Source organism: Saccharopolyspora sp. NFXS83 (assembly GCF_026241095.1).
Classification (GTDB): Bacteria; Actinomycetota; Actinomycetes; order Mycobacteriales; family Pseudonocardiaceae; genus Saccharopolyspora_C.
Window position 1 is genome coordinate 30508 of record NZ_JAPFGB010000001.1, and the last position, 11699, is coordinate 42206.

The window sequence follows — 11699 nt, forward strand, 5'->3', positions numbered from 1 at the left end:
TCGTGGGGTAGGCCACTCCCCAGTAAGTTGCCTTCTGCAACTAACATAATTATAGTTGCGTGCAGCAACTAAAGGAGTGGCTGTGGGACCGACACCGGAAACGTGCAGCGAACTGCTGCGGCCCCTCCGCGCGCTGATGGGCCTCAAGCAGGTCGCGGTGCAGACCCTCAACCAACACGCCCGGACCGATCTGCCGTACGCGGCGACCGGGCTGCTCGGCGAGCTCGTGCACTGCGGGGAGTCACGAGCCTCCGACCTCGCGGCGCATCGCGTCGTGGACGCCTCCGTGGTCAGCAGGCAGGTCTCCCAGCTCGAACAAGCCGGGCTGATCAGCCGCCGCGCCGACCCCCAAGACCGCCGGGTCTCCCTGCTGCGCGCCACCGAGGAAGGCGAGCAGGCGCTGGCCCGCATCGAACAACACCGCGCCGAGTGGCTCAGCGAAGCGCTGCGCGACTGGGATGAGACGAAAGTGCGCGACCTGGCCGAACTGCTCGACGTCGCCGCCGCCGACATCCGTCGCGCGGTGCTGCCCGAGCACCAGGCGACGCACGCCGAGACCTCGCACCCGGCCGTCGCCCGGCCGGTGCCCGCCGATGACCGACGCCCCGCTGCGTCGTCGCAGAAAGGAATTCGATGACCCGCTCGACGATCGGCGAAGCCGCGCCGGCGAGCTCAGCATCGATCGGCCGCTCGACCGGCCGATCCGACGCAGGACAGGACGGCGGTCGCCACCAGGTCGCGTCCGACTCGCCGATGACGCATCGCCAGATCCTGGAGGCGATGTCCGGGCTCATGCTGGCGCTGCTGGTCGCCATCCTGAGCTCGACCATCGTGTCCAACGCGCTGCCGCGCATCCTCGCCGACCTCGGCGGCAGCCAGAGCCAGTACACCTGGGTGGTCACGGCGATGCTGCTGACCTCCACGGCCTCCACCCCGATCTGGGGCAAGCTCTCCGACCTGTTCAGCAAGAAGATGCTGTACCAGATCGCGATCACCGTGTTCACCCTCGGCTCGGTGCTGGGCGGCTTCGCGCAGACGATGCCGCAGCTCATCGCGTTCCGCGCCGTGCAGGGCATCGGCATGGGCGGGTTGCAGGCGCTGATCCAGGTCGTGATCGCCGCCATGGTCGCGCCGCGGGAACGCGGTCGCTACAGCGGCTACATCGGCGCGACCTTCGCGGTGGCCACGGTCAGCGGTCCGCTGGTCGGCGGGCTCATCGTGGACACCTCGTGGCTCGGCTGGCGCTGGTGCTTCTGGGTGACCGTGCCGATCGCGGTGATCGCGTTCATCGTGCTCGGCCGCACGCTGAAGCTGCCGGTGATCAAGCGGCCGGTGCGCATCGACTGGTTCGGCGCGCTGTTCCTGGTCGGCGGGGTGAGCCTGCTGCTGGTGTGGGTCTCGCTCGCGGGCAAGCAGTTCCCCTGGGCCTCGCCTGAGACCGCGGCCTACGTCGGCGGCGGGGTGCTCGCACTGATCATCGCGGTGATCATCGAGTCGAAGTTCCCCGAGCCGATCGTGCCGCTGAGCATGTTCCGCAACCCCACGGTGACGCTGGCGACCATCGGCACCATCGCGGTCGGCACCGCCATGTTCGGCGGTTCGGTGTTCCTCGGGCAGTACTTCCAGATCGCCCGCAGCTTCAGCCCCACCCACGCCGGGCTGATGACCCTGCCGATGGTGCTGGGGCTGTTCCTGTCCTCCACCATCTCCGGCCAGATCATCTCCCGCGGCAGCGGCAAGGTGAAGCCGTTCCTGATCTTCGGCTCCATCGTGCTGGTGGCGGGCATGGGCCTGCTCGCGACCATGGACCACACCACGAACCTCGTGCTCGTCGGCGTGTACCTGGCGATGATGGGCATCGGCGTCGGCTCGCTGATGCAGAACCTGGTGCTGACCGTGCAGAACGTCACCACCGGCAAGAACGTCGGTTCGGTGACCTCGGTCGTCACGTTCTTCCGCACGTTGGGCGGCTCGGCGGGCGTGTCCGTGCTCGGCGCGGTGCTGGCAGCGCGGGTCACCGACTACGTCAACGAGGGCCTCGCCAGGATGGGCGTGCCCGCCGGGGCGGGCGGCGGCAGCGGCTCGCTGGACGTCGGTGCGCTGCCCGGCCCGATGCAGGAGGTCGTGCGCGCCGCCTACGGCGACGCCATCGGGGACATCTTCTTCGTCTCCGCCTGCGTCTCGGTGATCACGTTGCTGGCCGTGGTGTTCATCAAGGAGGTCCCGCTGCGCAGGACCATCGAATCCCAGGACGAGGTGCTGGCCGAAACTGTGGACAACCAACCGCTTCCTGTGGACAACTCGGTCGGGCAGGAGACCACGCCCCTCACGCGCCAGAGTGGTTCCGCGCAGCTTGCGGGGGTGCCGCACGCGGCGGCCCCGCACTTCGGCGAGCCTGTGGACAACTCTGTGGGCAACCACTCCCGTTCCTGGTCAACGACGCCCGCGTCGAACGGCCACGGCTCCGCGGGACGCCACTTGGCCGGCGACCTCGCCGACGGTGGCGCCGAGGGCAGCGGACTGTTCGTGCACGGCTCGGCGCAGGACTCCTCGGGCAACCCCGTCGCGGGGGTGGTGCTGACGCTGACCGACTCGCTCGGCAGGCAGGTCGAACGAGCCCGCACCGACCACGACGGCGGCTACCGGCTCGACCTCGTGCGCGGCGGCACCTACGTGCTCATCGCCGCGGCGGGCACCTACCAGCCGACCGCCTCGATGGTGGTGGTCGGCGACCGGCCGGTGCGCCACGACGTGCGGATGTTCGGCTCCGGCGGCGTCGCGGGCGTCGTGCGCTGCGGGGACCGCGAGATCGACGGTGCCACCGTGGTGCTCACCGACCTGCGCGGCGAGGTGGTGGGCTCGAACGCCACCGGTGAGGACGGGCGCTACGCGTTCACCGACCTCGTCGGCGGTTCCTACGCGCTGACCGCGACCGCCGAGGGGTTCCGCCCCGTCGCCACCCCCGTGGTCGTCGCCGACGGCGAATGCGCCGCGCTCGACGTGGCGCTGCAGACCGGTGCGGCGCTGACCGGTGTCGTGCGCTCGGCGAACCTCGGCCACCCGGTGCCGGACGCGCGGGTCACGCTGCTCGACGCGAGCGGCGAGGTGGTCACGGCGGTCACCACCGACGCCGACGGCACCTACGCGTTCACCGACCTGCCCGACGGCGACTACACGGTCATCGCCACCGGCTACCCGCCGGTCGCGACGCCGCTGCGGCTCGACGGGCAGCGCACCACGCACGACGTCGAGTTGGGGTACTGAGCATGACCGCGGTCCAGGACGGGAGGAGCGACGTGGACGACGGCGGCGGAACCGGCGCGGTGACGGCGACGGTGCGCACCGGGGACGGCTGGCCGGTGCCGGGAGCAGCGTTGACGCTCATCGACGGCGGCGGCGCGCAGGCGGCGCGGGCGCAGAGCGGTGAGGACGGCGTGGCCGTCGCCACCGGGATCGCGCCCGGCTCCTACACCGCGATCGTCTCCACGCTCGGCTACGAACCCGTCGCCCGCACCGCGTTGGTGCGCGTCGGGCAGGACTCCGCGCTCGGCGTGCTCGAACTGCGCCGGGCCGGTGGCACCGAACTGCCCGAGCCGGGGCGCTGGGAGATCGACCCGGTGCACTCGTCGATCCGGGTCAGCGCCCGGCACCTCGGCATCACCAGCATCCACGGGCGGTTCACCGAGTTCAGCGGCGACGTGTCGATCGGCGACCCGATCGAGACGACGGGCGTGTCGGTGCGGATCGACGCGGCCAGCGTCGACACCGCCAACGCGCAGCGCGACGCGCACCTGCGCCACGCGGACTTCCTCGACGTCGAGCGCTACCCGGAGATCACCTTCACCGGCACCGGGCTGCGGCCCGCGGGCGGTGAGCGCTGGGAGCTGACCGGGGACCTCACGCTGTGCGGGGTGACCAAGCCGGTGGTGCTGGACACGCACTACGCGGGCGTCGGCCCGGACCCGTGGGGCGGTTCCCGCGCCTCCGCCTCGGCGACCACCGAGCTGCGGCGGGAGGACTTCGCGATGACGTTCAACCAGGCGTTGCGCACCGGCATCGCCGCGATCGGCACGACGCTGCGGGTCGACATCGACATCCAGGCCGTCCAGCGGAACTGACGCACCACCCCGCCACGAGAGGGGCCGTCCACCACCGGTGGACGGCCCCTGCCCGTTCGATCGGGAAGGCGTCAGCTCACCTTCTCCAGCTCCTCGTCCACCGGGGCGATCTCGCCGGTGCGCAGCTTCTCGCGGAAGCTCTTGAGCTCCCGCTTCACCACCGGCAGCAGCAGGTACAGGCCGATGATGTTGAACAGGGCCAGCGCGAACAGCACCGCGTCGGCGAAGTTCAGCACGCTGGTCAGCGTCAGCACCGAGCCGATCACGGTGCTGATGCAGAAGATCACGTTGTAGGTGATCTCCTTCGCCTTGCTCTTGCCGAACAGGAACAGCCAGGCGCGCTGACCGTAGTAGCCCCAGGTGATGATCGTGGAGATCGCGAACAGAGCCACGGCCAGCGTCAGCACGTACGGGAACCACGGCAGCACCGTGGCGAACGCGTCGGAGGTCACGATGACCCCGTCCGGGGGCTCGCCGCCGTTGATGACGTCCTGCTGCGCGCTGGTCCAGAACTCCGTCTTCGCGATGACGATGGTCAGCGCCGTCATGGTGCAGACGATCACGGTGTCGACGAACGGTTCCAGCAGCGCGACGAAGCCCTCGGTGACGGGGTGGCGGGTCTTGACCGCGGAGTGCGCGATCGACGACGAGCCCACTCCGGCCTCGTTGGAGAACGCGGCCCGCTGGAAACCGATGATGAGCACGCCGATCGCGCCGCCGAACCCGGCGGCGGGGGTGAAGGCACCGCTGATGATCTCGCCGAACGCGGCCGGGACCACAGTGATGTTGACCGCGATCACGGTCAGGCAGGCGCCCACGTAGATGATCGCCATCGCGGGCACGAGCTTGCTGGTGACCGCGCCGATGGACTTGATGCCGCCGATGATGACCACGCCGATCAGCGTCGCGAGCACGACGCCGAACACGAGGGCCGCGCCGTCGCTGGCGAGCCAGCCCTCGTCGCCGCCGGTGACGTTGCGGAGCTGCGCGAAGGTCTGGTTCGCCTGGAACATGTTGCCGCCGGCGATGCCGAAGAACAGGATCATGATCGCGGCGATCACCGCGAGGGATTTGCCCAGCCCGACACCGAACGCGCCGGGGAACCGCTCGGCGATGCCCTTGCGCAGGTATTGCATCGGACCGCCGGTGACCGTGCCGTCCTCGTGGATCTCCCGGTACTTCACGCCGAGGGTGCACTCCACGAACTTCGTGCACATGCCGAGCATGCCGCAGATGATCATCCAGAAGGTGGCACCCGCACCGCCGACGGTGACCGCGACGCCCACGCCCGCGATGTTGCCCAGCCCGACGGTGGCCGAGACTGCCGAGGACAGGGCTTGGAAGTGCGTGATCTCGCCGGGGTCGTCGTCGCGCGAGTACTTGCCGCGGAGCAGCGCGAGCGACAGCCCGAGCGAGCGGAACTGGATGAAGCCGAAGGCGACGGTGAACACGGCCGCGGCGATCGCGAGCCAGGCCACGATCCACGGGAACGTGACGCCGAACAGCGTGAGCTCGCCGAACACGAGGTTCGAGAACCCGTCGGAGATCGGTTCGAAGACGGTGTTGATCGTGTCTTCGACACTGGAGAGGGGGCCGCTTTCAGCGGCGAGTACGTCGGTGTGCGCGGGTGGGCTCGTGTGCGACGAGCCGAATGCGGGTGGCATGGCGAAAGTTGAGCAATCAGACTTTCAAGACTCAATCCTTTTAGGGGATTCACCCGCCAATTGACACCTGATTTGAGACTGAGCGTGATCAGAGTTCGACTGAACGGGCGATCGCATCAAGCCGTGCGGCCGAAGCTTCTCTCCCGGCGCTACGAGGATGTAAGCTTGAGCGCAACAGGCTCAACTTTCCTGCCGGAGAACCTGCGCTCACCGAGCCGGGGCTTCTGCGGGTGTGCACGATGGAGGTTCGGCGCGAGCATGGTGGCTCGCGAGCGATGCCCTGGCGAGGTGGAGGAATGGACGCTTTCAACCCGACGACCAAGACCCAGCAGGCGATCTCCTCGGCGGCGCAGGCCGCCACGGTGGCCGGAAACCCGGACGTCGGTCCGGCCCGGCTGCTCGGCGCCCTGCTCGCGCAGGGCGACGGCATCGCCGCGCCCCTGCTCACCGCGGTCGAGGCCGACCCCTCGGAGGTCCGCCGCGAGGTGGAGGGGCTGATCAACGCGCTGCCCGCCGCCTCCGGCTCCACGGTCTCCGCGCCGCAGCTGTCCCGGGACGCGCTCAAGGCCGTGACGCACGCCCAGCACCTCGCCACCGAGATGGGCGACGACTACGTCTCCGCCGAGCACCTGATGGTGGGGCTCGCCGCCGAAGGCGGGCAGGTCGGCGACCTGCTGCGCAGGCACGGCGCGACTCCGGACGCGCTGCGCGAGGCGTTCACCGAGGTGCGCGGCTCCGCGCGGGTCTCCAGCCCGGACCCGGAGGGCACCTTCAAGGCCCTGGAGAAGTACGGCCAGGACCTCACCGACCGCGCCCGCAACGGCGACCTGGACCCGGTGATCGGGCGCGACTCCGAGATCCGCCGCGTCGTGCAGGTGCTGTCCCGGCGGACCAAGAACAACCCGGTGCTCATCGGTGAGCCCGGTGTCGGCAAGACCGCCATCGTCGAAGGCCTGGCGCAGCGCATCATCGCCGGTGACGTGCCGGAGTCGTTGCGCGGCAAGCGCGTCGTCGCGCTCGACCTCGGCTCGATGATCGCGGGCGCGAAGTACCGCGGTGAGTTCGAGGAGCGGCTCAAGGCCGTGCTCAAGGAGATCACCGACTCCGCCGGTGAGGTCGTCACGTTCATCGACGAGCTGCACACCATCGTCGGTGCCGGCGCCACCGGTGAGGGCGCCATGGACGCCGGGAACATGATCAAGCCGATGCTGGCGCGCGGCGAGCTCCGCATGGTCGGGGCGACCACGCTGGACGAGTACCGCGAGCACATCGAGACCGACGCCGCGCTGGAACGCCGCTTCCAGCAGGTCATGGTCGGCGAGCCCAGCCCGCAGGACACCGTGGCGATCCTGCGCGGGCTCAAGGAGCGCTACGAGGTGCACCACGGCGTGCGCATCACCGACGGGGCGCTGGTGGCCGCGTCGACGCTCTCGGACCGCTACATCACGGCGCGGTTCCTGCCGGACAAGGCCATCGACCTCGTCGACGAGGCCGCGTCCCGGCTGCGCATGGAGATCGACTCGCGACCGGTGGAGATCGACGAGGTGGAGCGCGCGGTGCGCCGCCTGGAGATCGAGGAGATGGCGCTGGCCAAGGAGGCCGACGCCGCCTCCGTCGACCGGCTCGCCACCCTGCGCGGCGAGCTCGCCGACCGGCGCGAGCAGCTCTCCGGGCTCACCGCCCGCTGGCAGGGCGAGAAGGAGTCCATCGACAAGGTCCGCGACCTCAAGACGCAGCTGGAGCAGCTGCGCGGCGAGTCCGACCGGGCCGAGCGCGACGGCGACCTGGGCAAGGCCGCCGAGCTGCGCTACGGCCGCATCCCCACCTTGGAGAAGGAACTCGCCACCGCCACCGAGGCGCAGAGCGAGCGCAAGGCGATGCTGCAGGAGGAGGTCACGCCCGACGACGTCGCCGACGTGGTCAGCGCCTGGACCGGCATCCCCGCCGGGCGGCTGCTCGAAGGCGAGACGGCGAAGCTGCTGCGCATGGAAGACGAGCTGGAGCGGCGCGTCGTCGGCCAGGCCGAGGCGGTGCGCGCGGTGTCCGACGCGGTGCGCCGCACCCGCGCGGGCGTCGCCGACCCCGACCGCCCCACCGGCTCGTTCCTGTTCCTCGGACCCACCGGCGTCGGCAAGACGGAACTGGCGAAGGCGCTCGCCGGGTTCCTGTTCGACGACGAGCGGGCGATGATCCGCATCGACATGAGCGAGTACTCCGAGAAGCACTCGGTGGCCCGCCTGGTCGGCGCCCCGCCCGGCTACGTCGGCTACGACCAGGGCGGGCAGCTCACCGAGTCGGTGCGGCGCAGGCCGTACTCGGTGGTGCTGTTCGACGAGGTGGAGAAGGCGCACCCCGATGTGTTCGACGTGCTGCTGCAGGCGCTCGACGACGGCAGGCTCACCGACGGCCAGGGCCGCACGGTGGACTTCCGGAACACGATCCTGGTGCTCACCTCGAACCTCGGGTCGCAGGCCATCGCCGATCCGAACCTGTCCGAGCAGGAGCGCGACGACGCGGTGCTCTCGGTGGTGCGCAAGCAGTTCAAGCCGGAGTTCCTGAACCGGCTCGACGACATGGTGGTGTTCCACTCGCTGAACACCGAGGAGCTGACGTCCATCGTGGACATCCAGGTGGAGCGGCTGGCGCAGCGGTTGAGCGAGCGGCGGCTCACCTTGGACGTGCGCCCCGCGGCGCGGGACTGGCTGGCGATCAACGGTTTCGACCCGGTCTTCGGCGCCCGTCCGCTGCGGCGGCTGGTGCAGTCGGCGATCGGCGACCAGCTGGCGAAGCAGCTGCTGGCGGGCGAGGTCCGCGACGGCGACAAGGTCCTGGTCGACGTGGCCGACGACAACTCGGCCCTCACGGTGAGCCCGGCCTGACCGTCCTGCTGGGACGGTGACGAGCAGGGCGGGGGTGTCGGTGTCCCGTCAGCGGCGAAGCCGCTGACCACCCTCGACACCGCCACCGCAGCGGGCTCTCGGCGGTCTTCTCGCGCGGACGGCGATGTCGGGTGTGGCGCGGAGCCACCCGCGAGATCGATCCCGCGGTGAGAAGACCGCTGGGGGTCGGCCACGCCTCTGCGCAGAACGGGTTCAGTGCCGCACGTAGGTGCCCGCCCAGGCGATCGCGGCGAAGAGCGCGGCGATGGCGGCGAAGACGAGGGTCGAGGTGATGAGCCCGGCGTAGGTGGTCAGCACTCCGAGGCTCACGCTGGGCACCGTCGCCGACAGGTACGCCACGATGTAGATCATCGACGCGGTCGCGGCCCGGTTCCGCGGATCGGCCAGCGCGGTGAGCAGCCGGAACCCGCCCATGAACATCAGTCCCCAGCCGACGCCGACGACCGCGGACCCGGCGAAGAACGCGACCGCGCTCCCGGACAGCACCGCCCCCGCCACCGCGACGAGCCCGATGATCAGCGCCGGAGCGCCGACGCGCACCGCCCGCTGCCCGAGCCAGCCGGACGCGCTGAGCTGGGCGATGGCCCCGACCCCGGTCACGGCGACGACGGCGAACCCGCCGATCAGGTAAGGCGTGCCGTCGACCAGGCTCTTGGCCACCGACGGGCCCAGCGACATGAACATCCCGCCGATGGTCCAGGCGGACAGCATCGTCGTCGCCAGCAGCGCGAACGCCTTGCCGCGCCCGGCGGGCACGCCCGGCCGCTGCGGTCGCAACGCCTTCCGCAGCGCGATCGGGCCGGTCCGCACCGGCTCCGGCATCAGCCACACCAGCGGCAGCGCGACCAGGAAGGCGACGACGAGCAGCAGGTAGGCCAGTTCGGTGGGTGCGGGCGCGAACTGCACCAACATCCCGGCGACGCCGGAGCCCACCGCCATGCCGAGTCCCGCCGCCACCCCGTTGAAGGTGGCGCCGCGGCTGGTGCCGGGCGGCTGGAAGTCCAGCAGCGAGCCGCTCATCGCACCCGTCGCGGCTCCGGTGGCGACGCCCTGCAGGAACCGGCCGAGGAACAGCCATCCCACGTCGGGCGCGAAGGCCAGCACGAGCAGCGACACGATCTCCAGCGCCAGCGAGCCGAGCAGCACGGGGCGCCTGCCGACCCGGTCGGACAGGGCGCCGAACAGCACCAGCGCGACGAGGATGCCGATCATGTAGGCGCCGAACACCTCGGTCAGCACGGTCGCCGAGAAGTGCCAGCGCTGCTGGTAGATCGCGTACATCGGTGATGGCGCGGTGGAGGCCATCAGGAACAGCGCCAGCAGCGCGCCGACGAACCAGAACGCGCGTTGCGGGGTGAGCAGCGCCCGCGGGGCGCGGGCAGGGCGGTCGACGGCGAGCTCGGGCGCGGTCATGCCCCTCCTCTGTGCGCGGGCGGGTGGTTCCGCTCGGGGCCAACCGTCGAGCGGAGCGGAACATTCCGCTCCGGCGTACGCTGTGTCCATGACCACAGCCCAGCGATCAACCGGCTACGCCGAACGGGTCATCGCAGCCGCCCGCGAGGTGTTCACCGAGCAGGGCTTCGGCGCGCCGATCTCCGAGGTCGCGCAGCGCGCCGGTGTGGGCGTGGCCAGCATCTACCGCCGCTGGCCGAGCAAGACCGAACTGGCCGAGCAGGTGCGGATCAGCTGCCTGCGCCGGATCGTCGCGGAGGCCCGCTCGGCCGCCGCCGAGGAATCCGATCCGTGGCGGGCGTTCACCCGGTTCCTGTTCCGGTGCTTGGCCGAGGGCAGCGGCGTCGGCACGGTCCTGCCGCCGGACGAGCCCGGCCGGTCGCACTCCGCGGAGTACACCGAGATCCGCCGGGAGATGACCGACTCCGTCGAGGCGCTGGTGCGTGCGGCGCACGAGGCCGGCGAGCTGCGCGCCGACTTCGCCGCCGCCGACGTGGTGCTGCTGTTCAAGCACCTCAACCCGGCGTTGCCGATCGCGGAGCCGAGGCGCGCGGACCTGCGCGCCCGCTACCTGGCGCTGGTCGTCGAAGGCCTGCGCGCCGGGGACCGCGCCGAGCTGCCCGGCGCGGCGCCGGACTGGGCCGAGGTGCACGCGATGCGGCGGCCCGAAACCGCCTGAGGTCCCCGCATGATCTGGCTGAACTGGCGCCGGCGCCGCGTCGCCGTGCTGGGCTCGCCGTGCTCTTCCTCGGCCTGGCCGGGATGTACGCGGTGGCCGCCGGACCTGAGGTCGTCTACGCGCCGGCGAGCGGATTTCCCCGGCAGCTCAAGTTCTTCGAGGACCTCAACAACCTGTTCTCGCCGCTGCCCGCGCTGATCGGCGCGTTCGTCGGAGCTCCGCTGGTGGCGCGGGAACTGGAGCAGCGCACGGTGCGCTACGCCTGGACGCAGGGCGTGGACCGGGATCGCTGGCTGGCGGCCAAGGTCGCGTACCTGGGGTCGTGATCTCGGTGCTCGCCACGGTGTTCGCGGTGGTGCACATGCGGTGGTTCGCCCCGCTGGCCGCGGAGGGCGGCTGGTTCACGACCTTCACCCAGGGCGTGCCGGTGTTCCCGGCGAACTGCCTGTGCGGCTTCGCGATCGGCGTGGCGTTCGGCGCGGTGCTGCGGCGGACCGTGCCCGCGATGGCGGCGACGCTGGTCGGCTCGGTGGTGTGGTCGCTGGTCGTGTGGATCGGGTTGCGACCGCACTACCTGAGCCCGGTGATCTCGCGGCCGACCGAGGCGGTGCGCGACTCGTTCATCGTCGGACATCCGGGGATCGACCTCGTGAGCTGCCACCCCGCCGAGCGGTTCTGGCTCTTCCAGGGCATCGAGGCCGGTCTGCTGGTCGCGACCGCGCTCGCGCTGTTCGCGTTCACCGGTTGGTGGCTCCGGCGGATTTCTGTCTGACGTTCACCCGATCGGCCGCTACAGAGACAGGATCAGCCGGTCGATAAGAGAAGGAGACAAGGACGGGAACGGTTCGCCGCTCCCGTCCTTCTTCGTTTCCGGCCCTCGTCGCCG

Annotated in this window: 7 protein-coding genes and 1 pseudogene; 6 read left to right on the forward strand and 2 right to left on the reverse strand. The window is 70.7% G+C overall.

From position 1 onward, the window contains the following. Positions 1 to 82: 82 nt before the first annotated feature. The 3 genes from OOZ19_RS00165 to OOZ19_RS00175 are packed head-to-tail and all read left to right on the forward strand — an operon-like array spanning position 83 to position 4118. Entirely contained in the window at positions 83 to 637 is a 555-nt protein-coding gene (locus OOZ19_RS00165) for a MarR family winged helix-turn-helix transcriptional regulator (RefSeq protein ID WP_266086853.1), read from the forward strand. Beyond that, a complete protein-coding gene (locus OOZ19_RS00170) occupies positions 634 to 3264 on the forward strand; it encodes an MFS transporter (RefSeq protein WP_507028798.1) in 2631 nt (876 codons plus the stop codon). The genes OOZ19_RS00165 and OOZ19_RS00170 overlap by 4 nt, the downstream gene beginning before the upstream one ends. Positions 3265 to 3266: 2 nt before the next feature. After that, positions 3267 to 4118, forward strand: coding sequence for a YceI family protein (locus OOZ19_RS00175; protein ID WP_266086855.1), 852 nt, complete (start codon positions 3267 to 3269; stop codon positions 4116 to 4118). 71 nt (positions 4119 to 4189) lie between these two features. On the opposite strand, the gene OOZ19_RS00180 is transcribed toward OOZ19_RS00175, so the two are convergent. After that, positions 4190 to 5782, reverse strand: coding sequence for an alanine/glycine:cation symporter family protein (locus OOZ19_RS00180; protein ID WP_266086857.1), 1593 nt, complete (start codon positions 5780 to 5782; stop codon positions 4190 to 4192). A 296-nt stretch (positions 5783 to 6078) separates the two neighbouring features. Here OOZ19_RS00180 and clpB point away from each other — a divergent pair, with 296 nt between their 5' ends. Beyond that, on the forward strand, positions 6079 to 8661 hold the full coding sequence (clpB, locus tag OOZ19_RS00185) for an ATP-dependent chaperone ClpB (RefSeq protein WP_266086859.1): 2583 nt from the start codon (positions 6079 to 6081) through the stop codon (positions 8659 to 8661). 213 nt (positions 8662 to 8874) lie between these two features. Here clpB and OOZ19_RS00190 read toward each other — a convergent pair whose 3' ends face one another. Beyond that, complete coding sequence (locus OOZ19_RS00190) at positions 8875 to 10095, reverse strand: MFS transporter (protein ID WP_266086861.1); 1221 nt, start codon at positions 10093 to 10095, stop codon at positions 8875 to 8877. Between the two features lie 88 nt (positions 10096 to 10183). Between OOZ19_RS00190 and OOZ19_RS00195 the strand changes: the two genes are divergently transcribed. Together OOZ19_RS00195 and OOZ19_RS00205 are read left to right on the forward strand one after the other, a co-directional pair. Continuing rightward, positions 10184 to 10813 (forward strand): TetR/AcrR family transcriptional regulator, encoded by a 630-nt coding sequence (locus tag OOZ19_RS00195; protein WP_266086863.1) that lies wholly within the window; start codon positions 10184 to 10186, stop codon positions 10811 to 10813. Between the two features lie 83 nt (positions 10814 to 10896). Continuing rightward, positions 10897 to 11585 (forward strand): annotated as a pseudogene (locus OOZ19_RS00205) (ABC-2 membrane transporter-related protein). The last annotated feature ends 114 nt before the right edge of the window (positions 11586 to 11699 follow it).

What these genes read in the sequence shown, in the direction of transcription:
- OOZ19_RS00170 (WP_507028798.1), top strand. Translation starts at nt 634, where the DNA reads ATGACCCGCTCGACGATCGGCGAAGCCGCGCCGGCGAGCTCAGCATCG.
- OOZ19_RS00175 (WP_266086855.1), top strand. Translation starts at nt 3,267, where the DNA reads ATGACCGCGGTCCAGGACGGGAGGAGCGACGTGGACGACGGCGGCGGA.
- OOZ19_RS00180 (WP_266086857.1), bottom strand. Translation starts at nt 5,782, where the DNA reads ATGCCACCCGCATTCGGCTCGTCGCACACGAGCCCACCCGCGCACACC.
- clpB (WP_266086859.1), top strand. Translation starts at nt 6,079, where the DNA reads ATGGACGCTTTCAACCCGACGACCAAGACCCAGCAGGCGATCTCCTCG.
- OOZ19_RS00190 (WP_266086861.1), bottom strand. Translation starts at nt 10,095, where the DNA reads ATGACCGCGCCCGAGCTCGCCGTCGACCGCCCTGCCCGCGCCCCGCGG.
- OOZ19_RS00195 (WP_266086863.1), top strand. Translation starts at nt 10,184, where the DNA reads ATGACCACAGCCCAGCGATCAACCGGCTACGCCGAACGGGTCATCGCA.